This is a genomic window from Pseudomonas profundi (assembly GCF_008638305.1).
GTDB lineage: Bacteria > Pseudomonadota > Gammaproteobacteria > Pseudomonadales > Pseudomonadaceae > Halopseudomonas > Halopseudomonas profundi.
In genome coordinates this window covers 219,411-242,430 of record NZ_VTPZ01000004.1, presented here as the reverse complement: position 1 = coordinate 242,430, position 23,020 = coordinate 219,411, and the positions used below count along the sequence as shown (strand labels likewise).

The 23,020-nt window shown below is 58.3% G+C and carries 26 protein-coding genes; 11 read left to right on the top strand and 15 right to left on the bottom strand.

The window, feature by feature from the left end; all coding sequences use genetic code 11:
- Positions 1-21: 21 nt before the first annotated feature.
- Positions 22-1,287 carry an OprD family porin gene (locus FZE95_RS07770; protein ID WP_150300287.1) on the bottom strand — a complete coding sequence of 422 codons (1,266 nt, stop codon included), beginning with the start codon at positions 1,285-1,287 and terminating at the stop codon, positions 22-24.
- Between the two features lie 185 nt (positions 1,288-1,472).
- Here FZE95_RS07770 and FZE95_RS07765 point away from each other — a divergent pair, with 185 nt between their 5' ends.
- Both FZE95_RS07765 and FZE95_RS07760 read left to right on the top strand, forming a co-directional pair.
- Positions 1,473-2,837, top strand: a complete 1,365-nt coding sequence (locus FZE95_RS07765) for an MFS transporter (RefSeq protein ID WP_150300286.1) — start codon at positions 1,473-1,475, stop codon at positions 2,835-2,837.
- On the top strand, positions 2,834-3,115 hold the full coding sequence (locus tag FZE95_RS07760) for a DUF503 domain-containing protein (RefSeq protein WP_150300285.1): 282 nt from the start codon (positions 2,834-2,836) through the stop codon (positions 3,113-3,115). Before FZE95_RS07765 ends, FZE95_RS07760 begins: the two co-directional genes overlap by 4 nt.
- 42 nt (positions 3,116-3,157) lie before the next feature.
- Here the strand turns inward: FZE95_RS07760 and FZE95_RS07755 are convergent, their stop codons facing one another.
- The 3 genes from FZE95_RS07755 to rarD all read right to left on the bottom strand — a co-directional run bounded on the left by FZE95_RS07755 (position 3,158) and on the right by rarD (position 6,759).
- On the bottom strand, positions 3,158-5,128 hold the full coding sequence (locus FZE95_RS07755) for an acyltransferase family protein (RefSeq protein ID WP_150300284.1): 1,971 nt from the start codon (positions 5,126-5,128) through the stop codon (positions 3,158-3,160).
- 515 nt (positions 5,129-5,643) lie between these two features.
- Positions 5,644-5,853 (bottom strand): DUF3565 domain-containing protein, encoded by a 210-nt coding sequence (locus FZE95_RS07750; RefSeq protein WP_150300283.1) that lies wholly within the window; start codon positions 5,851-5,853, stop codon positions 5,644-5,646.
- 6 nt (positions 5,854-5,859) lie between these two features.
- Positions 5,860-6,759 carry an EamA family transporter RarD gene (gene rarD, locus FZE95_RS07745; RefSeq protein WP_190324525.1) on the bottom strand — a complete coding sequence of 300 codons (900 nt, stop codon included), beginning with the start codon at positions 6,757-6,759 and terminating at the stop codon, positions 5,860-5,862.
- A 142-nt stretch (positions 6,760-6,901) separates the two neighbouring features.
- On the opposite strand from rarD, the gene FZE95_RS07740 reads away from it, so the two are divergent.
- Both FZE95_RS07740 and FZE95_RS07735 read left to right on the top strand, forming a co-directional pair.
- A complete protein-coding gene (locus tag FZE95_RS07740) occupies positions 6,902-7,198 on the top strand; it encodes a hypothetical protein (protein ID WP_150300282.1) in 297 nt (98 codons plus the stop codon).
- 56 nt (positions 7,199-7,254) lie between these two features.
- On the top strand, positions 7,255-7,725 hold the full coding sequence (locus tag FZE95_RS07735) for a metallophosphoesterase family protein (RefSeq protein WP_150300281.1): 471 nt from the start codon (positions 7,255-7,257) through the stop codon (positions 7,723-7,725).
- Here FZE95_RS07735 and FZE95_RS07730 read toward each other — a convergent pair.
- From FZE95_RS07730 to FZE95_RS07720, 3 genes are all read right to left on the bottom strand, one after another.
- A complete protein-coding gene (locus FZE95_RS07730) occupies positions 7,722-8,570 on the bottom strand; it encodes an ion transporter (protein WP_150300280.1) in 849 nt (282 codons plus the stop codon). The two genes, FZE95_RS07735 and FZE95_RS07730, sit on opposite strands and share 4 nt — an antisense overlap.
- Positions 8,571-8,589: 19 nt before the next feature.
- On the bottom strand, positions 8,590-10,080 hold the full coding sequence (locus tag FZE95_RS07725) for a protein adenylyltransferase SelO (protein WP_223825003.1): 1,491 nt from the start codon (positions 10,078-10,080) through the stop codon (positions 8,590-8,592).
- Between the two features lie 247 nt (positions 10,081-10,327).
- Entirely contained in the window at positions 10,328-11,269 is a 942-nt protein-coding gene (locus FZE95_RS07720) for a hypothetical protein (protein WP_223825002.1), read from the bottom strand.
- Positions 11,270-11,515: 246 nt separating this feature from the next.
- Between FZE95_RS07720 and FZE95_RS07715 the strand changes: the two genes are divergently transcribed.
- Complete coding sequence (locus FZE95_RS07715; protein ID WP_150300277.1) at positions 11,516-11,968, top strand: hypothetical protein; 453 nt, start codon at positions 11,516-11,518, stop codon at positions 11,966-11,968.
- A complete protein-coding gene (locus tag FZE95_RS07710) occupies positions 11,965-12,402 on the top strand; it encodes a hypothetical protein (protein ID WP_335720923.1) in 438 nt (145 codons plus the stop codon). The genes FZE95_RS07715 and FZE95_RS07710 overlap by 4 nt, the downstream gene beginning before the upstream one ends.
- 46 nt (positions 12,403-12,448) lie before the next feature.
- Here the strand turns inward: FZE95_RS07710 and FZE95_RS07705 are convergent, their stop codons facing one another.
- Together FZE95_RS07705 and FZE95_RS07700 are read right to left on the bottom strand one after the other, a co-directional pair.
- Positions 12,449-12,985: a DUF3087 domain-containing protein gene (locus tag FZE95_RS07705; protein WP_150300275.1), complete on the bottom strand. Its 537-nt coding sequence runs from the start codon at positions 12,983-12,985 to the stop codon at positions 12,449-12,451.
- Complete coding sequence (locus FZE95_RS07700; RefSeq protein ID WP_150300274.1) at positions 12,978-13,631, bottom strand: DsbA family oxidoreductase; 654 nt, start codon at positions 13,629-13,631, stop codon at positions 12,978-12,980. The genes FZE95_RS07705 and FZE95_RS07700 overlap by 8 nt, the downstream gene beginning before the upstream one ends.
- Before the next feature lie 208 nt (positions 13,632-13,839).
- Here FZE95_RS07700 and FZE95_RS07695 point away from each other — a divergent pair, with 208 nt between their 5' ends.
- The 3 genes from FZE95_RS07695 to FZE95_RS07685 are packed head-to-tail and all read left to right on the top strand — an operon-like array spanning position 13,840 to position 16,085.
- Positions 13,840-15,336, top strand: a complete 1,497-nt coding sequence (locus tag FZE95_RS07695) for a DUF1538 domain-containing protein (RefSeq protein ID WP_150300273.1) — start codon at positions 13,840-13,842, stop codon at positions 15,334-15,336.
- On the top strand, positions 15,333-15,689 hold the full coding sequence (locus FZE95_RS07690) for a transcriptional regulator (protein WP_150300272.1): 357 nt from the start codon (positions 15,333-15,335) through the stop codon (positions 15,687-15,689). Before FZE95_RS07695 ends, FZE95_RS07690 begins: the two co-directional genes overlap by 4 nt.
- Before the next feature lie 6 nt (positions 15,690-15,695).
- A complete protein-coding gene (locus tag FZE95_RS07685; protein WP_150300271.1) occupies positions 15,696-16,085 on the top strand; it encodes a CBS domain-containing protein in 390 nt (129 codons plus the stop codon).
- Between the two features lie 47 nt (positions 16,086-16,132).
- On the opposite strand, the gene FZE95_RS07680 is transcribed toward FZE95_RS07685, so the two are convergent.
- From FZE95_RS07680 to FZE95_RS07655, 6 genes are all read right to left on the bottom strand, one after another.
- Positions 16,133-17,173, bottom strand: coding sequence for a hypothetical protein (locus FZE95_RS07680; protein WP_150300270.1), 1,041 nt, complete (start codon positions 17,171-17,173; stop codon positions 16,133-16,135).
- Positions 17,174-17,340: 167 nt separating this feature from the next.
- The gene (locus FZE95_RS07675; RefSeq protein ID WP_190324524.1) at positions 17,341-17,805 is read right to left on the bottom strand and encodes a curli production assembly protein CsgB; all 465 of its coding nucleotides are present in this window, start codon (positions 17,803-17,805) and stop codon (positions 17,341-17,343) included.
- A 91-nt stretch (positions 17,806-17,896) separates the two neighbouring features.
- On the bottom strand, positions 17,897-18,733 hold the full coding sequence (locus FZE95_RS07670; protein ID WP_150300268.1) for a CsgG/HfaB family protein: 837 nt from the start codon (positions 18,731-18,733) through the stop codon (positions 17,897-17,899).
- 19 nt (positions 18,734-18,752) lie between these two features.
- Positions 18,753-19,151: a curli assembly protein CsgF gene (locus FZE95_RS07665; protein ID WP_190324532.1), complete on the bottom strand. Its 399-nt coding sequence runs from the start codon at positions 19,149-19,151 to the stop codon at positions 18,753-18,755.
- A gap of 23 nt (positions 19,152-19,174) precedes the next feature.
- Complete coding sequence (locus FZE95_RS07660; RefSeq protein WP_150300266.1) at positions 19,175-19,558, bottom strand: CsgE family curli-type amyloid fiber assembly protein; 384 nt, start codon at positions 19,556-19,558, stop codon at positions 19,175-19,177.
- Complete coding sequence (locus FZE95_RS07655; RefSeq protein WP_223825001.1) at positions 19,555-20,214, bottom strand: helix-turn-helix transcriptional regulator; 660 nt, start codon at positions 20,212-20,214, stop codon at positions 19,555-19,557. The genes FZE95_RS07660 and FZE95_RS07655 overlap by 4 nt, the downstream gene beginning before the upstream one ends.
- 223 nt (positions 20,215-20,437) lie before the next feature.
- On the opposite strand from FZE95_RS07655, the gene FZE95_RS07650 reads away from it, so the two are divergent.
- On the top strand, positions 20,438-20,881 hold the full coding sequence (locus FZE95_RS07650) for a CopD family protein (RefSeq protein WP_150300265.1): 444 nt from the start codon (positions 20,438-20,440) through the stop codon (positions 20,879-20,881).
- A gap of 153 nt (positions 20,882-21,034) precedes the next feature.
- A complete protein-coding gene (locus FZE95_RS07645) occupies positions 21,035-22,867 on the top strand; it encodes a cation:proton antiporter (protein WP_150300264.1) in 1,833 nt (610 codons plus the stop codon).
- Positions 22,868-23,020: the final 153 nt, after the last annotated feature.

The following is a 23,020-nucleotide window of genomic DNA, read 5'->3' as shown; positions in this document are numbered from 1 at the left end:
TTTGCGAACCGTCGAACCAGCTCAAAGGATATCCACCGGGAAATCGACAAAGACGCGAACTTCGTTGCCTTCGCTGATCGCATTCTGCGCATTAGCGGATACCCGCAGCGCCGAGCTGCGCAGACGTACGCTCAGGTCCTTGGCCGCACCGCTCTGCACTACGTACTGGAACTGGTTGAAGATCTCACGTTCGGTCCCGCGTCCATCCCCGCCCAGATTGATATCGGTACCGCGCACATAAGCCACCTTGTAGCTCAGACCCGGCACACCGTAGGCGGCGAAGTCCACACCGTAGGCCACCTGCCAGGAGCGTTCGTCTTCGTTGTTGAAGTCGGACCAGTAGGAGTTGGCCAGCCAGATGCTGGTGCCGCCGTCACCTACCCAGCCTTCGCTCTGATAGAAACCATAGTTGTAGCCGACATCCCCGCTGCTGCGCTGGTAGGCCAGGGTGAAATCGTGCGGTCCGGTGACGTACGTGGCTGCCAGACTCCAGATGCGGTTCTTGCGCTCTGCGGGATCGAATTGCTCCTCCTGATTGGTTCGGTAACCGCCGAAGTCCAGCGTCAGCGCATCACGCTCGCCCAGCGGGCGCACATAGTTCAGGTTGACGTACTGGCGCTTCAGGACATCTTCAACATCCGAGGCATAGAGCGCAGCACTGATATTGTCATTCAATTGATAGCTGCCGCCGAGCACATCGATGGCCTTCAACTCTGCGCTGTCACGTCCCTCGTCGCTCTTGCGCGATTGAGCCGTAAAGCGTCCCGCATGCAGAACCAATCCGTCGATTTCGCTGGAAGTGATCAGGGTACCGGTGAATGTTTCCGGCAACAGACGCGAGTTGTCATGGCTCAGCACAGGCAATGTCGGGCGCTGATTACCGTAAGTAATCAGCGTGTTGGAGAAGCGCGCCTTGAGCGCAGCACCCGCCTGGGCAACGTCATGCTCGATATCACCGTTGTCGTCGACCATGAAAAAGTCGATACCGGGCGCACCCGCGCGGCCATTGCCGCTATCCAGCCGCACGCCGTACAGGCCAAAGGCATCCACACCAAAACCAACCGTTCCTGCGGTAAAGCCCGAACTGAACGAGGCGACAGCGCCCTGCCCCCATTCGGCCTTGTCCTGACTGCCCTGCTTGTAATCGCGACTGATAAAGCCGTTGCGCAGAAACACATCCATGCTGCTGCCCTCGACGAAGCCTCGGGCATCAGCCTGGTCTGCGGCAAAGGAAGGGGCCGAAGCCAGCAATCCTGACAAGATAAAACGCGCTTTGTAATCAGACATCTTGGTCGCTCTAGGCTTAGTGTTATTAGGCAGAATCCGCACCGGTCCGTGAGACAGGCAAGGAAATGTGACGCGCATTATCCATATTCTTCCGCTAGCAACCAGTGCCTTGATGAATACGCAGTGTCATGCCTGAGTGGTAATGTGGCGGCTCTGTTTGTCCGATTCGTTAGTCAGGAGTCTTCATGAACCGCACCGAACTTGCGCCCAAGCGGGAAATATTTGGCTGGGCTATGTTCGATTTCGCCAACCAGGGCTACACACTACTGATCATCACGGTGATTTTCGGGGATCTCTTCACCCGGGTGATTGTCGGCGATGCGCCGGATTACCGGACGGGCAATCTGCTGTGGAGCCTGGCGCTGGCTGTCAGTTATCTGATGGTGGTGGTGGCCAATCCGGTATGCGGTGCGATCATGGATTATTCGCGCAGCCGAAAGCGTTTTCTGCTTGGTAGCTATCTGCTGACGGTGCTGGCCACTGCGCTGCTGTACTTCGTCGAGCCTGGCTGGATAGTGCCGGCGATGCTGCTCATCATCCTGTCCAACTTTGCTTATTCGATGGGCGAAGGTTTCGTTGCCAGTTTTCTGCCGGACCTTGGCCCACGTCAGGCGCTGGGCTGGATATCCGGACTCGGTTGGGGCGTCGGTTATATAGGCGGTCTTGTGGCGACGGCCTTTACGCTGTTCTTCCTCGGCGATGTGTCGGCGGAGAACTACGACGTCATCCGCTGGGTCGGCCCCTTCGCCGCCGGGTTCTTTCTTGTGGCGGCGATCCCCACGTTCATCTGGCTCAAGGAACGCGGCAGCAAACGCGACACGCCCGCCGGCCAGTCGCTGTTCAGCGTCGGCATGCTGCGCGTGGGCACCACCTTTCGGGACATACATCAGTTTCGGGATCTGCGTTCGCTGCTTATTTCCATCTTCTTCTCGATGGCCGGCATCTACATCATCATCGCCTTCTCTTTCATCTATGGCGCGCAAGTCATCGGTTGGAGCGAGGAAATCCGCGCCTTCATGTTCATTACAGTGCAGATCACCGCAGCACTCGGCGCCTTTGCGTTTGGTGCATTACAGAGCCGGCTCGGTGCGCGTCTGACCTATATTCTTACCCTACTGCTGTGGCTGGTGGCGATTCTGGCGATCTGGCAAACCCCTGGTCTGACCGGCCTGCTTCGCGTGTGGTTTGGAGTGGATTGGGAGCCCCAGCATGTGTTCCTGTTTGCCGGCGCGCTAGCCGGGACCAGCCTCGGCGCCTCGCAATCTGCCGGCCGTGCGCTGGTGGGGGTATTGACGCCGCTCGGCAAATCCGCCGAATTCTTTGGTCTGTGGGGCACAGCGTCCAAGCTCGCAGCGGTGTTCGGGATACTCGGGCTGGGACTGGTTCAGTGGGCGTTCGGCCTGGCCGATGCCATTCTGTTTTGCATGGCGCTGTTTGGCGTGGCTATCTTCACTGTACTTCCAGTCAATGAGGCGCGCGGCACCCAGGTTGCCGAGGACTGGCGCGAGGGCTCTACCGATTCGCCTCAGCTGAACAGGAACGCTCCATGAATATAGGCGTACTGACATTCAAGATATCGCTACCCGGCTGCGGTTCACTCAAGGAAAAGCGCCAGCGTATGGGCGGTCTACACGAACGCTTCGGTCGTAACCCAGCGGTCGCCGTTTGCGAAAGCGCAGACCTGGACCGGCTGGATTCCAGCGAATGGTCATTCGTGGTCGCAGCGACCTCGGCGCAAAAGGTCGAGTCCATCTGTAGCGAGATCGAGGACAAGCTCCAGCGCACCGTGGATGGCCGGGTGCTGGATGTGGCACGGGAAATACTTTGACGACCAGCTGTGCCTGGCTCGTCCTTTGTTGCACTCAGGCCCCTAACGCGGGCCCTGGCTGAACATTCCCAGCGAGCGAAAGCCAGGCGCACGGATGCCCTCGAGAAAAGCCTTATAGATGGCGGACTCCCTGAACGCTTTCGCGGCCATTCGAGAGCCGTACAAGCTGATATGACCGGACGGGTCCAGCCCGAATGGCACGTTCTCGGCGGTGACGTCAGAGCGGACGCCATTTACGTGGAACATCGAGTGCCGATCGATGAATATCACATTCGCGTGACGGCTCGCATAGTCTGCGAGCAGGCGGTTAGCCTCCTTGGCAGGCGCATCGCGCGTCTTGCGGAACCGGGTGATATCAAACTCGCTACCAAAGCGCAGACTGCGTTTATACATCTCCGCCACGTTCACATCAAAAGTAGTCGGCGAGGCCATCAAGATCACCAGTCCAGTGCGTTCAGCAAGATAATCGATAGCCTCGAATACATCGCGCATATCGTCGTGCTCCTGCACAGCTCCCCACTGGCCAGCCAGGATTATCAGGTCGTAATTGCCTGCTTCAGCTCCGAGATAGCCTCGGTTGATCAGGCATTGTTGATAACCCGGTCCGGTTACGTTCCCCGTGAAACCTTTCGCAAGGCTCGGGTAGCACCAGTTGGTAGAGACAGAGTTGATGGATATCGAGTGCTCCTTTCCCAGATCGTGCCAGAAGGGGCCGTAGTGTCCGGCAAAGGAGTCACCGAATAGCAAGGCCTGTAATTGGCCATCCGCCGCGCCGAGCAAGCATTCCAGTCCCTCCTGGCCGACCGGATTGACCTCACCGGACCCGCTTGTTTCAACGTTGTGGAAACACCATCCATTGGATCTTCGGGGCAGTATCAGATCAGCCGTTGCCTGGTGGAACTCATCACTCACGCGTGAAGGATAGCCTTGCGCAGCGAGGGTCACTGTGGCAAGGGAACACGCCAGAAGGACCGCCCCGGCGGCACCCACTCCAGGCTGCAACAACCCTGGCGAATCACTCTTATACCGCACCCTGTTTTCGATGTAGTGATAGGACAACCAGCCGGTCAGGATCGAAGCTGCCATGCCAGTAATAATCCATAAGGGCTCGCCCTCGAGCGCGAAATAATATATCCAGACAGCGATGGGCCAGTGCCATAAATACACGGAATAAGAAATACGCCCCATAAACTGCGACACAGCGTTGCCGGTTATCACCGACTCATAACGGGCCGAATAGATAACCATCACCGTACCCATCACCGGGATAATAGCCAGCCAGCCCGGCCAGACTGCGTCAGGGGTAAACGCAAGCACCGATGCAACAATCAGCAAAATACCTGACAGTTCCAGAAAGCGGCTACTGCGCTGGGCAAAGGTAAGCGGAAACAGATACACAAGCCCGCCCGCTATCATCTCCCACATCCGCGTAGGAAGCAGAAAGAACGAAGAGGTCGGCCAGCGAGACGAAGCGTATACCGATAAGGCAAAAGAGCCCAGCGCAAGCAGTATCAGCAGCCAGCGCGTTTGCTGCAGGGAGACCATCTTACGCAACGCCACGATGACAATCGGGTAAACCAGATAGAACTGCCATTCGACGGAGAGAGACCAGGTGTGAAGAAGCCAGTTATCGTGAGATACCTGCTCGAAGTATCCCGCCTCTTTCCAGTACATCATGTTTGAAATGAAGCCCAGGCTCCCAAGAACATGCTTGCCAAGCTGTTCATAGGCTGAAGGGAGCAACAATACCCAGCCGGTGGCGAAGAGACACAGACACAGAAAGGCCAAAGCCGGAACGATTCTTTTCGCCCGTGCTTTATAAAAATCCCATACGGAGAATCGCCCGCTTTCCATCCGAGAGAAAATTATCCCGGTCATGAGAAAGCCGGATATCACAAAGAATACATCCACCCCGACGAAGCCGCCCTGGCCACCCACTACGCCAAAGTGGAAAAGCATCACTGCAATGACTGCTATGGCGCGAAGGCCATTAATATCTCCGCGAAAATGCACTAGATAATCCTCAACACTGAATTGCGCCGACCGGACAGCGCCGGTAGCGGAAGCGATATCAAAAATTTCAGCGGTTATCTAAGGCGGACTAATGGTCATTTGAGCTCTTTTTTGAATTCCGGGTATTCGGCCTGGTGGGTGCCTCCACAGCGCCCAATCCAACTTTCCAAGCCACACCACTCAATACGAGGGATCATGATAATCATGCACCTCGGATGGTCGCTGTTCATCAATCCAACGATGGAATGGCGTTAAATCTGTGGGGAGCAAAACCAGACCACTGGCGAGGGTCAACCTGGCTCTATTGCGTACCGGCGTAGCGGCGGCACAAAGCAGCAGACACCGAACCATGTAATCCCTGGAAATGGAACGCTGCGTTCTACCCCTGTGATGTCCGAACACAGGAAGACGAAAAAGTGCCATCAAAAAGGAGCGAAAGCGCCATTTGGCAGAAAAACCGAAAGACCACTATCACACGCGGGAACAGGTAGACCCGATGGGTGATTGCAGCGGGGTCATTCGGCTATGTCAGGGGGCGCGCCTGCCTCGCACTTTTTGCAGTTGAGTAGGACGCCCAAGCGGCTGTTGCGGCCCGCTTCGGTAATAACCCAGTAGCGTTCCTGCCAGGGTGGGTTATGCCTGACATGCTGAAAATGACCACACGAAAGTTCTGCCACCCAATGATCCTCTTCGTCGAGGTGATAACCGGTAATGGGTCTTTGCATGTCAGCTCAGCCGTGTTGTTCGATTGCCCGACTCTCACGCCAGGCGGACCATGAATAGAGCGCAAGCGCGATCCAGATGGTGATGAAGCTGATCAGCTGAACCCGCTCCAGCGGCTCGTTGAACACATATAGCGCTATGAGAAACTGCAGCGTCGGGTTCAGATACATCAGAAAGCCCACCGTGGACAGACGCAAGCGTCGCGCTGCACCGGCGAAGGCCAGCAACGGCACCGCGGTCACTGCTCCGCAGGCGATCAACAACAGGGTGTTGCCTTTTACCAGGAAGTTCGACATACCGGATGCCGTCAGCCAGCCAAGCGCCAGCATGGCAATCGGCAGTAAAATCAGCGTCTCGACGAACAGGCCGGACAGCCCATCCAGGGCGATCTGCTTACGCACCAGCCCATAGCAGCCAAAGGATACTGCCAGAATAAGGCTGATCCAGGGCACGCTGGCGAGCATCACGACCTGAATCATGATCGCGACCGCGGCCAACAACACCGAGGCCACCTGCAGGCGCGCCATGCGCTCGCGCAGGATCAGTACGCCTAACGCAACGTTAATCAGGGGCGTGAGGAAATACCCCAGGCTGGCCTGCAACACATGGTTGGTTTCGACCGCATATATGTATAAACCCCAGTTGATCGCAATCAGCACAGCGCAGGTTGCCACCCGCCCCAGGCCCCGCGGGTTGGCCAGCGCCCCGGTTACCGGCTGCCAACGCCGCAGTAAACTGATCACCAGGGTCAGAAAGACGCAGGACCAGAGAATACGGTGCACCAACACCTCATAGGCGGGCACGCCCTCGAACAGCGCAAAAAACAGCGGAAAGCATCCCCACATGGCATAGGCAGCGACCCCGAATGCCACGCCCCGGGTATTTTCGGATGATACGTTGATGCCCATCGACCTCTCTCCTGAAGAACTGGCGACATGATGACAGCTTCGAGGCGCGTATGGATGCCGATCGGGGGAACTCGCTCCGCTCGTCCGCCTCAGATGAAGAACCAGGCATTCCTGCCTGACAGCGCACGAACAGGAGTACCGCATGAAGTACCGTCATCTGATTGCCTTGTTGTTTCCACTGGCCGTCGCCCTGCCCGCCAGCGCCGAATGGCCCGAGGGCGCCCAGGCACCCTTTGTCGCCGAATGCGTCGAAGGCGCGCAGGCCGAACATAGCGCCGCGAAAGCCAAGGCCTTCTGCGAATGTGCGGCCGGCGAAGTCAGCAGCGAGTTCAGCACCGCTGAGCTGGAAGAGATGGGCAGCCAGCAGGAAATCGACCAGGAAACGCGCCAGCGGCTGATTGACGCTTCAAAACGCTGTGAGTCCATCCTGCAAAACTGAACAGGAAGGCGGTTGCCGGCGGACCACAGGCTCCGCCGCAACTGTCCGGGCGTCTTATGTTGAGAGTCGGGCTGATCGCCGATACGCACAATCTGCTTCGCGACGAAGCCGTTGCTTTCCTGAGGGGAAGCGACCACATCATCCATGCCGGCGATATCATGGATGAGAGCATCATCCAGTCGCTCGAAACGCTGGCACCGGTAACCGTCGTGCGCGGCAACAACGATCGCAGCGAATGGGGACTGAGCCTGCCTGAGACGGCGTATCTCACGCTGGAAGCGACAGGGATCTACGTTATTCATGACCTGGCGGAGCTGACTATCGATCCTGCCGAAGTCGGTGCACGGGTGGTCATCTCTGGCCATTCGCACAAGCCCTCGATAACCGAGCGTGACGGCATGCTGTATATCAACCCCGGCAGTGCGGGGCGTCGCCGGTTCAAACTGCCCATTGCCGTCGCCGAGCTGACCATCGCTGGCGAAGAGCTCTCCGCCCGCATTGTCGAATTGCCTGTTCCCGCCCGCTAGGGTCTGTTGGGATCTCTGGTCTCTTCATCCAGCCAGGTGCCGCAATATTTGCAGTAACGCGCATTGCGCTCGTGCTCGCTGCGACCGCAACCCGGGCACGCCTCGTCTGAATAGCGCTCCTGACGCAAGGCGTTGATCACCTCGACCGAGAACACGCCGATCGGCAACGCGATGATCGAATAGCCTGTCAGCATGATCACCATCGATATGAACTGCCCGAGGGGGGTGATGGGTGTGATGTCGCCGTAGCCTACTGTCGTCAGCGTGACCACGCCCCAGTAGATCGCCATGGGGATACTGGTGAAGCCGGATTCGGGCGGCTCGATCAGATACAACAACGAGGAAAATATGGTTACCAGCATCAGGACCGAGAACAGGAACAGCGTTATCTGTCCGCGGCTACGCGCCAGGGCGTCCAGCAACAACCGTCCCTGCCCGACCAGCGTCATCATTTCCAGAACGCGGAACAGACGCAGGGTACGCAGCAAACGGATGACCACCAGCGTTTGCGCGCCAGGCGCGATAAGCGCCAACCATGTGGGCAGCACTGCCAGCATATCGATCACGCCGTAGAAACTTCGCAGATACAGCCAGGGTTTCTCCAGGCAATAGATGCGCAGGGCCAGTTCGATTGTGAAGAGTACGGTTACCACCCACTCCAGCCGATAGAACAGCACACCGAAGCGCTCATGGAAGGACGCGACACTGTCGAGCAGCACCACGGCGACGCTGAGCAGTATCAGCGCAGCCAGAGCAATGTCGAACCCCTTGGCCAGACGCGAATCGGACTCGAAGATAATCTGGAACAGCCTGGCCTTGAGGTGTCCGCCTGCTGGCTTGAGCATTCACGCTTTCCTTGTCAGATCAGGTTCCGCAAAACGTACGCGCCACCATCTGTTCCGGCCGCGGCGGCGTAGCGTAGCGCGCATCCTTTTCATCATAGCGGCAGGGCATGGCAAGCCGTTCGACTAACTGGTGAAACGGCTCGAAATCGTCCTTGTCGGTAGCCGCACGTATGACCTCTTCAACCAGATGGTTACGCGGAATGAACACGGGGTTCAGAGCCAGCATCTGTCGTTGCCGTTCAGCCGCCGGACCTGCCTCCGCCGCAAGCTGGGCACGCCATTTTTCCAGCCATGGCTGCAGCGTATCAGGCAGTTCGAAGATACCAGCGATACTGGCCTGCTCAGGCCCCGGTGTCGGTCCGGCCAGCTCGGCCAGGCGGCGGAACGTCAGCGTGTAGTCGGCGCCCGCCTCGTGCATGGCCTGCAGCAGCTCTGTCACCAGGGTTATGCTCTTTTCATTGGTTCGTGCCAGCCCGAGTTTGCGCCGCATCAGATCGTTGTAGGCATCCAGATACTGCTTTTCATAGGCGTCAATCGCCTGCTGCCCGGCCTGCACCGCAGCATCTTCATCCTCATCGAGCAACGGCAGCAGTGCTCGCGCCAGCCAGGCGAGATTCCACTGGGCGATACCCGGTTGATTGGAGTAGGCGTAGCGTCCGCCCTCATCGATGGAGCTGAAGACCTTGTCGGGATGGTAAGCGTCCATAAACGCGCAGGGGCCGTAGTCCACGGTGTCGCCGGAGACCAGCATGTTATCCGTATTCATGACGCCATGAATGAAGCCCAACTGCTGCCAGTCAGCGACAAGATTGGCCTGCCGCGCAATGACCGCCTGCAGCAACGCAACATAGGGCCGCTCGGCTTTGGCTGCTGCGGGGTAATGCCGCTTGATCACATGATCAGCGAGAATATGCACAGCCTCCTGGTCGTCCCGGCTGGCAAAATACTGAAAGGTACCGATGCGTATATGGCTGGACGACACACGCGTGAGAATGGCGCCCGGCAGGCTTCGCTCGCGTCGTACCTTTTCGCCGGTAGTAACCGCCGCCAGGCTGCGGGATGTGGGCACGCCAAGCGCGGCCATCGCCTCGCTGACAATGTATTCACGCAGCACCGGGCCAAGCGGCGAACGCCCATCACCGCCTCGCGAATAGGGCGTGCGCCCGGAACCCTTGAGCTGAACATCGAAACGCCGCCCTCTCGAATCGACCACCTCGCCAAGCAGCACCGCGCGACCATCACCCAGCCGCGGATTCCAACCGCCGAACTGGTGGGCCGCATAGACGGTGGCAATCGGCTCGGACCCGGGCGCCAGCTGATTGCCGGCAAGCACCTGCAGACCCTCGGCAGAATTCAGCCACTCAAGCGATATCCCCAACTGCCTGGCCAGGGCTTCGTTGATGCGAATCATCCCCGGCGCCCTGACCGGCTCAGGTGCCTGCCGCGTGTAGAAACGTTCCGGCAATCGCACGTAACTGTTATCAAATTTCGGGGTGCTGACCTGGCTCACAACTGCCTCCAGAGGACGTCGGTTTAATGGTTGGATTAGCAGGCAGCCCCTGAGTTGCATTGATCTTTGTTCAATCAGTCGCAACCGCTCTGAAACGCCTGTTGCAGATGAGTTTACCGGCAAAGGAAGGATAGACCAGCCTAGCACCGAAACAAGCCGGCAAGCGGTTTGCACACAGGCGCCAGCGATCTGGCCATGCGCAATAGGGCGCCGGTCAGTTGCTCAACCTACTGACCGGCGCCCTAGGTCAATACTGCTCGACCCTGGCGAAGTTACCGGAGCCGGACTGAATGACATCGGCTTGAGCCATCGCTGAATCCTGAGTGACCTGCGCCCAGTTGGAATTGCCGGTCTGGCTGACTGCCAGACTGGCTTCGTAGCCGCCGAAACTCCCCGGATGAGACGTCTGGGTCCAATTATCGTTGCCGTTCTGATCGATGGTTATGGCATTGCCGGGGCTCGATCCATACATCTCCACCTCATTGCCCTGGCCCTGCTGCACTACATCAATTATCAGATCTGACCCGTGCTGGTGCACGGTGGCCCGGTTATCCTGCCCGCCCTGAACAAGCTGTACCTGATTCCACCAGCCCCCCAGATTCAGCGAAGCGCCTTGCTGGATACCACTCTGCTCAATCCGAGCCTGCCCATAATAGGAATAGACGGTGGAAAATTCCTGTGTGCCCGTCTGCCTGACCAACGCACTATGACCCTCACCCGACTGGAGAATGGTAGCCACGTTCCCTTCGCCAAACTGGCTCAGGTCGACCCTATGCCCGCTCCCCGCCTGATCGATCAGCGCAGTTTGCTCAACGTGCATCTGGCTAACGAGCGCAAGATGTCCGGAACCGGTCTGAGAGACCGCCAGCGAAATGTCCTGGGCTGATTCATACTGCCATACGTCCACCTGATTCAATTCGCCGATCTGATCGACCGCTGTACTGAGCGACACCCCGCGTTGGTTGATATCCGCTTCGTTATAGCTGCCGTCCTGCCGCGTGAAAGCCTCGGTCAGCACGCTCTCGGTCTGCGCCGTCGACGAACGGTTGCCCATGCCTGTTTGCCAGACGCTTGCGTGTTGCTGCTCGCCGTCCTGATGAATATGTGCCTGATTGAAATCATCAGCATGCGCCGAGGCAAAAGCCGTCGCCAATGCGATGATTGCAGTTGTCTGATTCAATCTTTGCATGATCATGTCGCCTTCTCCCATGTTCATGCGGATCTTTTCATCGAGCCAATCAATCCGCTGTTGGCTCTATCCTCTCCCTTTCGATCCTGAGCGGCATCCATCGAAAGATGGACTTTCGCCAGCCCTAGGGTCCCGCTCACGGAACAGAATTGAAAACTGTCCTACTCTTTGTCCGATTGTCTTTTGTGTGTCGTTACAGCAATGCCGGCGCAGACATCGCTTTCCAATAACAAAAGAGGATGCGGCATGAACAGTTACGGACCGCGCACGGGCACCCGATGCGCAGCGATACCACTTTTTCTCTCCCTGCTGCTGGCCGGGTGCAGTTCAGGTTCTGACTCGGATGATGACCACCCTCACCATCCGAAGCCAGACCCCGATCCAGACCCGGTCGATGTATCGGAGGGCGTTTTCCTTGATAGTCCGGTGGCAGGCATCACTTATGAAACAGCGAGCCAAAGCGGCACCACTACTGAGGCCGGTGTGTTCAGATATCAGGACGGTGAAACAGTCAGTTTTTCACTGGCGGGCATTGAGCTAGGCGCCGCTGCAGGCCAAGCCGTCCTGACTCCGAAAGATATCGTGTCCGATGCCGAACACGTCGGTGATCCGGCGGTATTGAATATGTCCCGCTTTCTGCAATCACTGGACGCCGATGGTGATCTCACTATGCGCAGGACAGCTATTTTGTACGGCTGAACACCTCGGCTCCCGGCACCGGACTCGGCGCCAGGCTTGCGCGCGACCCGCGGCACTCGAACCTGAATATCGGTCGTGACAAGGAATTATGGGGCGACCAGGGGGACAGCAACGACGTGCTGACGGTGAACGGGACGAATGTGATAACGGCCGAGGTAGCCCCGCTGGAGAAACGCCTCAGCAGCCTGTTCCTGCATGACAAGGGAGCGGACAAGCAAAGCTCACTCGAGACACCGGACCCGGACTTTCATGTGGTTCCGTTCATATCCGGGCTGGACATGTATCTGCCTGCCAGTTCACCACCGAGCGATGTCATCGCCATTGAGCTGACCCCCCGTGGGGGCGGAGGTGCGACACAACAGATCAACGTGCCCAACTGGCCTTCAAGTGAAGTGCGGTCGATCTCGGTGCAGTTCCGGGACTATCTCCAGTAAGCCATCAGCAGCAAGCCCATACGCCCCACACCGTGGGGCGTTTCCCTTATCTGGCCTTCTTTCCGTAGCGCTTGACGGCCTCCAGCCAGTGCGGATCGAGTCGCGGCTGATCAGCCGGGATGCCCATTGCTTCGAGCCGCTGGCGATGCGCTTCGCTCTCGCTACGAAGCTCTTCCAGCGCGCTGGTATGGCCCTCAAGCTGGTGCATCTGTGTCAGCCCCTGGTGGTAAAAACGCAACAGCTTCATCGCCTCCGGATCATTGGCCGCCACGCCGGCTTCTACGTGATGCATGACATTGGTAACGCTCATCAGGCTGCGCTTGAGCTGCCAGCCGTAACGCGCCTGCGCCATGAAGGGCTTGTCCCAGAGCAATGCCCGCACGATAGCGCTGCTGATAAACAGGCCCGCAAGCACACCCGCCAGATTCCAGATGAAATTGTTCCCGCCGGGCTCGCCAAAGAGCGCAACGGTCAGCGTTGCCGATGCCATGGCGATCGCCGCAAACAGGACCGCCACAATCAAGGTGCTACGCCGCGTCTGGCGCCGGTACGCCTCGGGGTCGATCTGCTGCAGTTCAAACATCGGGATTGCCGGAAGCGATGTCGCGCAACGCCGTCATCAGCGTCTCGGGCTCCTGCGCACCGGCAATCATGTATTGCCCGTTGATGATGAATGCCGGCACCCCGGTGACGCCGGCCTGACGATAGCGCTCCTCGTCAGCACGTACTGCTTCGGCGTACCGCTCCGATGCGAGCACTGCCTGCGCATCAGCAGTATCCAGGCCAATGGTTTCGACGCAACGCAGCAACACCTGCTGATCACCGACGTTTTCGGCGCGACCAAAATACGCGTCAAAAAACGCCTGTTTCATTTGCGTCTGACGGCCCTGCTCACCGGCCCACTTGACCAGCCGATGCGCATCAAAGGTATTGGCGGTGCGGCGCTGCTGCATCTTCTCGAAATTCAGCCCCAACCCGGTAGCGATGCTGACCATGTTCGCCTGGGCGGCCTCCATCTCGCTCTCGCTACGTCCATATTTTCGGCTTAGCGCCTGCAATATCGGCTCGCCTTCATCAGAAGCGTCCGGGTTCAATTCAAAAGCATGCCACTCGATGCTGAACGCCAGCTCGCCTTCCAGGCCAGCCATTGCACGCTCCAGCCGTGCGTAGCCGATGGCGCACCAGGGACAGGCGATATCCGAAACGATATCGATATGCAGCGTATTCATGAGAGGCTCCGGGAATTGTTGTCTCGACAGTCGTCAGCTGTAATGGTGGCAGTTGCGATGCTGTTTGGAAACAGCCAGGCAACACCGACCGGCCGGCCGCCGCCTTTGTACGCAGAAGGGATTCGGTACGCGGCGCTGCCCGCCTTGCTGGCAGCTCGGGGTTTGCGTCAGAATCGATGCCTTCCCCACCAGAAAAGTTAAGGACAGAGTGGTCTACCTTAAAGCGTTTTCCCACGCGCTCCTGCATGCCTTCAAGAATCTGCTGCCCATCGTTGTGGTGGTGGCATTCTTCCAGCTGGCCATTCTGCAGCAGTTGCCGGATAACACCCTGAGCATGGTGATCGGCCTCGGTATCGTGGCGGTGGGTGTCGCGCTGTTTCTTCAGGGGCTGGAGCTGAGTATTTTTCCGGTCGGCAAAAGCCTCTCCAATCAGTTCGCCCGCAAAGGGTCTGTCCCCATACTGCTTGCGTTCGGGTTCGCTATCGGATTCTCGGCCGTGGTTGCAGAGCCTGCATTGATTGCCGTGGCCCAGCAGGCTCAGGAAATCAGCGAGGGCCGGATTGACGCGCTAACGCTCAGGCTACTGGTGGCGGTCTCGGTTGGCCTGGTGATCGCACTGGGCGTATTCCGCACCCTGTTCGGCTATCCCCTGCACTGGTTCATGATTGCCGGCTATGTCACCGTCGTCGCGGTCACCTGGTTCGCTCCGCCGGAAATTGTCGGGCTCGCCTATGACTCCGGCGGCGTTACCACCAACATCGTCACGGTGCCTTTGATCGCCGCCCTGGGTATCGGGCTTGCTGCGTCAATTCGCGGGCGCAATCCGCTGATGGATGGTTTCGGGCTGGTGGCTCTGGCTGTGATGGTGCCAATGATCACTGTGCAGCTGTACGGCATTTACGTATTCAGCAGCGCACAGGCTGCGGCCGATGTGGTGCCCGTAATCGCCGCTGACAAGGTCGCGCTTTCCGGCCCATTGAAAATGCTGCTGGACCTGGGCGGTATGTTACGTGACGTGCTACCAATCATCCTGACCATTGTGTTTTTCCAGTATGTGGTGTTGCGCAAGGCGCTGGCCAACCCGGCCAGGATCCTGTTCGGCTTCTTGCTGGTAATCCTCGGCCTGTATGCCTTTGTCGTGGGCCTGAAGATGGGGCTCTTCCCGATCGGCACCTCCATGGCGGAGCAGTTGATCGGGCTGGATGGCTTCGTCTATGTCTACCTGTTTGCGTTCATGATCGGCTTTGCCACTACCATGGCGGAGCCGGCGCTGATTGCGATCGGCAAACAGGCGGAAGAAGCCGCGTCCAGCCAGATCAATGGCAATGCCATCCGCATACTGGTGGCGGTCGGGGTCGCCGTGGGCATAACCATCGGCGTCCATCGGATCATTGTCGGCGGCTCCATGCACTACTACATCATCGGCGGCTATACGCTGGTGATCATCCTGACAGCCCTGGCACCCCGCTATATCGTTGCGCTCGCCTACGACCTCGGCGGCGTCACCACCTCCGAGGTCACCGTTCCCCTTGTTACAGCGCTGGGTATCGGCCTGGCCACCCATATCGAAGGCCGTAACGTACTGATGGATGGCTTCGGCCTCATTGCGTTCGCCTCCATTTTCCCTATCGTTACGGTGATGTCCTACGCCATCATCAGCCAATGGGTCTCTGACCGTCATACTGCCAAAGAGGTTGACCGATGAAATTCTCTGCACTCATCACCATTGCTCCCGAAGACCTGGAGCAGCAGTGCATTGACTGCGCACGGGAGCTGGGCGCCGGCGGGATTACCGTCATGTCTGCCCGGGGCATCAGCAACAACACGCGTAAGACCTTTTTCGGACTGACCTACGATGGCAGTCAGAGCGTTCTGCTGATGGTGCTGGAGAAGGGCTTGTCGCTGGAGGTGCTCAAGGCGATCCAGAAAATCCTGATGCCCAGCCAGGACGACTCGCAAGGCCTGGTGTTCACTGTGCCGCTGGACCATCTCGGTGGCATTGATCTGTCCCAGTTCGAAAAATTCGAGCAACATCTCAAAGAATCCGATTTGGAGTGAGCAGGCATGCTACTGGTCAAAGATGTGATGGTGACCGACGTTGTCACCGTATCGCCCTTCGCCAAACTTCGCGAAGCGTTAAGCCTGATGAAGCGGCACAACCTCAAGTCTCTGGTGGTGGATCAACAGAGTCCGCACGATGCCTGGGGGCTGATTACCTACACCAATATCCTCAAGACGGTGATTGCGGAGGGCGGCGATATCGACCTGCTGAACGTCTATGACGTCTGCGCCAAGCCGGCTCTTTCGGTGGGCAAAAGTCTTTCCGTCAAACATGTGGCCAGCTTGATGACCCAGCACCGGGTCAAGCGCGTCCTGGTCCTGGACGACAATCAGCTGCTCGGTTTTGTGGCCATGGACGACATCATGTCCGCCTTGCTCGAGGACATTGAGTAACCGGCCTCGTACGGCTATCCCGAAGCCGGTTTTCACTGATTTATCACTTACTGACTAATGGTGGCCAAATTGGCCGCGCCCAGCTGGGTGATGGTCGCCTGGTTGCCGGACAATCCCTGCGTTATGAAGGCCTGATGGTCCGTTCCGGTCTGGTTGATAGTCGCTTCGAGGCCTGCACCTATCTGGGAGATCTCAGCGAGATTCCGCTCGCCGTTCTGCCCTATGACCACGCTATTGTCGTCGCCGAACTGAGAGCTGACGGCAGTGTTAAACATGCCCTGCTGAGTCATCGTCGAGGTATTAAATTCGCCCTGCTGGGTGATGCTTGCGTTGTGTCCCTCGCCCAGCTGATCAATTTCGGCAGTATTGTTGGCACGTTCCTGGCTCACCCAGGCGGTGTGATCCAGCCCCGCCTGATTGACCATAGCGACATTGTCACCATCCAGTATTCCGTAGATCTCCTGGTGTACCTCTGCGTTGTGCGATGAGCCAAGCTGCATGATGGTGGTGCTGTTCTCTCCGCCACTGGTCTGATATACCGCGGCGACGTGGTCGTTGCCCGACTGGTCCACCAAAGCCCATTTGCCAGCGTAATACTCGCCCTGATCAATAGTGACGCTGTTGTTCATACCATCCTGCCGGGTGGATGCGTAGTGGGCCCTGCCCTCCTGGTAAATATCGGCGAAGTGACCTTCACCTGTCTGGGCCACTTCAACGGTGCTGGTCCGATAACTCTGCACCACGTTCGCGGTATTCAGATCGCCTACCTGGGTAACGGTGGTGTTGAACAGGTCACCCTCGTGCCTGATCAATGCCTGGTTACCCCTGCCCTCCTGAACGGTCTCGGCAAGGCTGTCCCCATAGATGTCGGTAGTAGCGATGTTTTGAGAACCAGTCTGCCTAATCGTCCCGACAGCGTTAATGAACCCCCGCTGCTGGAGCTCTGCTTCGTTGGCATCGCCATCCTGCGCGATCGTGCCGTTGTGATTGGTACCATCCTGATAGATAGTCGCCTGATTGTTGTCGGCATAGACCTGCGAAACAGCCAGCATCAGCCCGGCAGCGACAACGCCTGATAACCTGTACATAGAATTCTCCCGAGTACGTTCAACCTGGTTAGGATTACTTTCTACTGCTCGCTCGACTCTCTGCCTGAACGGCGCTTTCAACTTACTGCTGGGTAATGGTCGCGAAATTGGCAACGCCCAGTTGCGTAACGGTCGCCACTTTCGCAGACAAATCCTTGTGGACTGCTTCAGTACTGATGCACCAGAACGGTAGTGCTTTGGCCATGCTGAACAATACTGCTGCGCTTGTCCGAGCCTGCCTGTTCAATCAGCGCGAGGTTAGCCGCGCCGAACTGGGTGATATCTGCCTGGTGGCGTGAGCCGGACTGGATAATCAGCGCCTCGCTACTGGAGCCCTGCTGAGTAATGCTCGCCGTGTGATCAAAACCGGTCTGCAGAATGCGCGCCTCCAGCGCTGCGCCATCCTGACGGATGTGAGCGGTAAGACCTTCACCAGCTTGTTGAACAGCGGCGATGCGGTTCTGCGCTGCGGCCAGAGCAGCTGCGTCCACAAGCCGGGTGGGCGCCGGCCCCAGTGTGATTTCCGCCGGAGCCAGGTCAGGAGAACCCTGGCCTGGATCCGCCAGCACGAGGCCAGCGCTGCCAAAACCGGCCAATAACGCAGCGAAAGCCAACGCTATGTTCCGTTTCATCGAAGTCATGTTCTATATGCTCGGAAACGTGATTAGAGCGTCTATCCTGCGCCCGCCAGCCGCCCTGCACATCCATCGAACGGTTGAATATTCACTGGGGGCTTGCGCTCCCTGTTACGCCTGAGCTCGCTGGGACTGCCCCTCGGTCAGCCACCGCCGTCTGCCACAGCCGGCGCTCGATGCCCTGGTTGATCAAATGTGCAACCGCCGCCTCAATCGCCGACAGCACGCATAACTGCGCCGGCTCGTTGGTGGTGTAACCGGCTTCGGCTTCGAGCAACTCCTTGAACTCGATGAACTTGTATACGTTGGCGCTGCGACCGACCGAATAGATGGTCTTGGTGGTCATCACATTCGACAACACCTGGCCGCTGCGCACATCCACCGCCCTGAGATTGACCGTGACCTGATCTACCCGATATTCCTGCGAGACGCCAATACCCAGATAGCGCGCCCCGAGGCCGCCACTGCGCACATTGGTCTCGTAGGCGACAATCGCGCCTTCCATCAACAGATTGGCCGCCAGCAACGAGGGCAAGCCGCTGGCGATATTGGCCGGCACATCAGGCTGGGCCTGGGAAGCACGGATGATCTTGCGCTCGTTGAGCACGTTCTGCAGTCCCTCACGTTCCAGCACCACGAACCACCCGCTGGCCTGCATTGCATCAACCAGCATGCTGGCCGCACCCTGGGTCACGGCGGTGGAGAAGGAGCTGGCCGGGTTGGGTTTGTATTGACCGGTCTGATCGCGAAAGCCATAGACCGCAGCCACCAGCCGGCCGCGCGGCTTGGGCAGATCCAGCAGATCCTGATAGGTGGAGGCGCGCGGGGTCAGTGTGGGTTCCTGCGGTTCGGCAGGCATGGGTTCTCGCAGTGAACAGCCCTGGAGCAAAACCAGGATCACATATAAAGGAAGTAGGTGTTTCATCCCTGTGATGCTCCCGAGGTCAGTTTGCGCCGTAGCCGTTCACTTCGATTTCGGACACTTCCCCGGTCAGCAGATCGGTAATGTGAATATTCAGGTTGCCGGAGTCATTGATGATATTGACGATGAAGTCGTCCGTGGTCAGCGAACCGGCATTGCCGTCGTTAACGTCTGCCAGCAACTGGGACAGCAAGCGACCCTCCAGTTGGTTGGTAAAACGTTCCAGCGCCGAGCCGCCGCCCAGCGACGATCGGTCCAGGGCATCCGGATCCTTGTAATCGTTCTGCGCCTGGGCTCTGCCGAGCAGCCAGGCGCCGTTCAACGGGCTCCCGCCGAACGACGGATTAACCGGTGTGTAAACCAGCTCGGTGGCGCTTGCCCCGGTGGGGACAGCGATTCCCAGCGTGCATGCCAGGGTCATGCTGACAATGGAACGTGAGCTCTTCATAGTTCGTCCTCGGCGAGATCGATAGGATCGGTAAACATGGCTTCGATCTTTCTGCGGTTGATCGAATCAACGACAAAGTCGGCTGCGGCGTAAGCTGTGTCGCGGACGTCCGACAGGCTCGGTTGCATGAACTGTCGGTACAGCAATGTCCCGTCCTGCTCTACCCAGATGAGGACGCCCCACCGGGCGGACGGACGCTCTTTCACCACCAGATTGAAATCAGGATCGCCGATATCAGTGATCCGCTCGGAAAAGTACCGGTAGAACTCCTGGCCGGTACGCGAAATCGTGTGGTCAATGATGAAGCCACTCAGCTCCGCCTCATCGGCATGCGCAGACAAGGCGCAACACAGGGCCAATACCAGGGTCAGTGCTTTCATCGGGAGCCACCTTCGATATGCCCCAGCACCAGCGCTGCGCCCTGCGCACGATTACTGGCATCCAGCTTTTGCAATGCGTGGTGGATATGACTCTTGATCGTATGGACGCTGAGGTTTACCTGGTCGGCGATATCCGCGTTGGATAGTCCACGCCCGGCCAGGGCCAGTACCTGAATCTCGCGTGCACTGAGCGAAGCGATTGCTGTCGAAGAGTGATTCAGCTGTCGGTAGCAATCGACCAATTGCTGCATCAGGTTTCGGGGCAGCCAGTCACCACCGCCGAGGATCGCCTGCGTGCCCCTGAGGATCTGTTCACGATTGCTGCCGGGGTAAAACACGCCCCGGATGTGCGGATGTAGCTTGAGCAGGTCGCTGGCCAGCGTTTCATGCGTATTGATGAGTGCAACAGGCGTCGCGTCTACCAGCGGAAAGACCGCAAGGCATCGCTCGCGGGAATAGCTACCGGCATCCAGCAACACCAGGTCACATCGACATCGCCGGACCTGCTCGGGTTGCTGAACCAGCGTGCAATACCCCTCGCCCTGCAGGTAGTGCTTGATGGTATTACCAAGCAGCGCGCCGGAGGAGATCAGGATCAACCGCGAGGCATTCACTTTCGGCACAATGCTTTGGATATTGTTATTGTTGGCCATCATGATCAAGACATCCGATATCTTCTATGAGGACTGCATCAGGGTCTGTTCCCTAACCACCACTCTAGATCAGGATATGGATATCACTAGCTGGAACCCGCGAAGTAGACCGCTTGCCCGACGAGTTACCTGTAGTGCTCACACGCGCCCGTGCAAGCCCAGCCCCGGAAGCGCCGGATAATGCACGTTGTGCGCCTCAAACGACATCAACCTGGATTCTGATGACATGTACGGCATTCTGATACTTCTGCATATTCTTGGCGCAACAGTCTGGACCGGCGGGCATCTGATCCTGGCGTTCACCATACTTCCAAGGGTATTACGCGAACGGAGCCCCGCCGAGCTAATGCGCTTCGAGTCGGCGTATGAGCGGATCGGCCTGCCCGCGCTGATCATCCAGATCATTACCGGGCTGATGCTGGCTTACCGACTGGTGCCGGATCCGGCTCGTTGGATCGACCCGGGAGATGTCGCCGGACGGCTGGTCGGCGTCAAATTGCTATTGCTGGCAACGACCGCCGCGTTCGCATTGGATGCGCGACTGCGGGTCATCCCCAACCTGAATGAAGGAAAGCTGGTGTCCATGGCCTGGCACATCATCCCGGTCACCTTTATCGGGGTGCTGTTTGTAGTCGTTGGCGTTTCGTTCAGAACCGGCTGGTTCTACTAGCGCGGGTGTATCTCATAACGGCCGCGGGACCGGCCACGCCAAAAAACTGATTATCAGATTGAAACTTGCTGGGCACTTCGCCACTCGACAGGTCTATCGAAACGCCGGCCCGCTCGGGGGCAGCATCAAATAATCAACAGCAAGGATACCCCTTTGACAAACGCGACCCTGTCATTCGCGCTTATCGCCTTGATCGCTTTTGGCTGCCAGTGGTTTGCCTGGCGCGTCAAGCTTCCAGCCATCCTGTTCCTGCTTGCCGCCGGCATCGTGCTTGGTCCATTTACCTCTCTGGTCTCTCCAGACGAACTGCTCGGCGATCTGCTGTTTCCGCTGATCAGTCTGGCGGTGGCGGTGATCCTGTTCGAGGGCAGCCTCACGCTTGATCTGAGCGAAATCAGAACGCAGCGGATGGTGGTTCGGCGATTGTTGGTGATTGGTGCCGGCGTGACCTGGGCGATTGTGGCGGTGGCCGCACACTTTCTGTTCGGTCTTGGCTGGGAACTGAGCGTGCTGTTCGGCGCGCTGACCGTGGTTACCGGCCCGACGGTGATAGTGCCAATGCTTCGAACGGTGCGCCCCAACGCTAATATCTCCAATATCCTGCGTTGGGAAGGAATCCTTATCGACCCGATCGGCGCGCTGCTGGTGGTCGTGGTTTACGAATTTATCGTGGCGCAAAGTCAGGCATCCGGCATCGCGCACGGGTTTGTTACCTTTCTCCAGACCATCGCGATCGGCACTGTTCTGGGTCTGCTCGGCGGCTGGTTCATGGGCTGGGTTCTGCAACGCGGGTGGGTACCCGACTACCTGAAGAACCTCGCAACACTGGCGCTGGTCACCACAGTGTTCAGCGTGTCGGACACCTTCGCCCACGAATCCGGGCTGCTGGCCGTTACGCTGATGGGCATGTGGCTGGCCAACAAGAAGGATGTGCATATCGATGACATCCTGCACTTCAAGGAAAATCTCAGTGTCGTCCTGATTTCGGGCCTGTTTATCCTGCTCGCCGCGAGACTGACCCTTGATGACATCACTTCGCTGGGCTGGGCGGCGATTATCCTGTTGCTGATCATGCAGTTTATTGCACGCCCGGCATCGGTCTGGCTGTCCTCGATAGGCTCCACCCTGAACTGGCGCGAGAAGACGCTGTTGTCCTGGATTGCACCGCGCGGCATTGTCGCCGCAGCGGTATCGGCGCTGTTCGCCATCAGGCTGGAAGAAGCCGGGCACGAGGGTGCCGAAATTCTCGTACCGCTGACATTCGTTGTCATTATTGGCACCGTGGTATTGCAGAGCGCGACCTCCCGCGGGCTCGCCAGGCTGCTTAAAGTTGCCGAGCCAGCGCCGAGCGGCTTTCTGATCGTCGGCGCCAATCCGGTCGCCCGGGCTGTTGGCGCGGCCCTGCAACAGCAGGGGTTTCGCGTCATGCTGACCGGTTCGCAATGGGAGCACATTCGCGAAGCGCGCATGGCCGGGTTGCCTACGTTTTTTGCCAATCCAGTCTCCAGTTACGCAGACCATCATCTGGATCTGGTGGGCGTGGGCAAGCTGCTCGCACTCTCCCCTGACCCGGCGATGAATGTTGTGGCCGGCATGCGGTACCGCACCGAATTTGGTGACCGGAATATCTATACGCTGCTGGCCGCCTCGCAAACCGAGACGGCGGAAAAACATCAGCTGGGTTCGAAACAGCGTGGCCACACCCTGTTCACCGAGGACATGAGCTACAGCAAATTCGCCAGCTTGCTGAGCAAGGGTTGGCAGATTCGGGAGACCCGACTCACTGACGAGTTCGGCTACGACGATCTGCTCCACGCGCACAGCGACATCATTCCGCTGTTTGCGATTTCACCCAAGGGACGCATAGAAGTGCTGACAGAGCACAGTGCCCTGCTACCCGAACAAGACTGGAAAGTGCTGAGCCTGACAGGCCCCAATACCGAGAAGAAAAAGCTCCAGGCGAAAAAGCAGGAGCACCGGGAGTAAGTTCCAATCCTGGGGATCCATGGAGGGCCAGGTGCCATCGCGGCCATGGCTCTCGCCTGCGACACGGCTGGTCGAGATGGAACGCGACGCGCCATAGCTCGGGGTCATGGCATAGTTGGCGCTTGGGTCGGAACGTCTCGCTTGCGGCCCGGT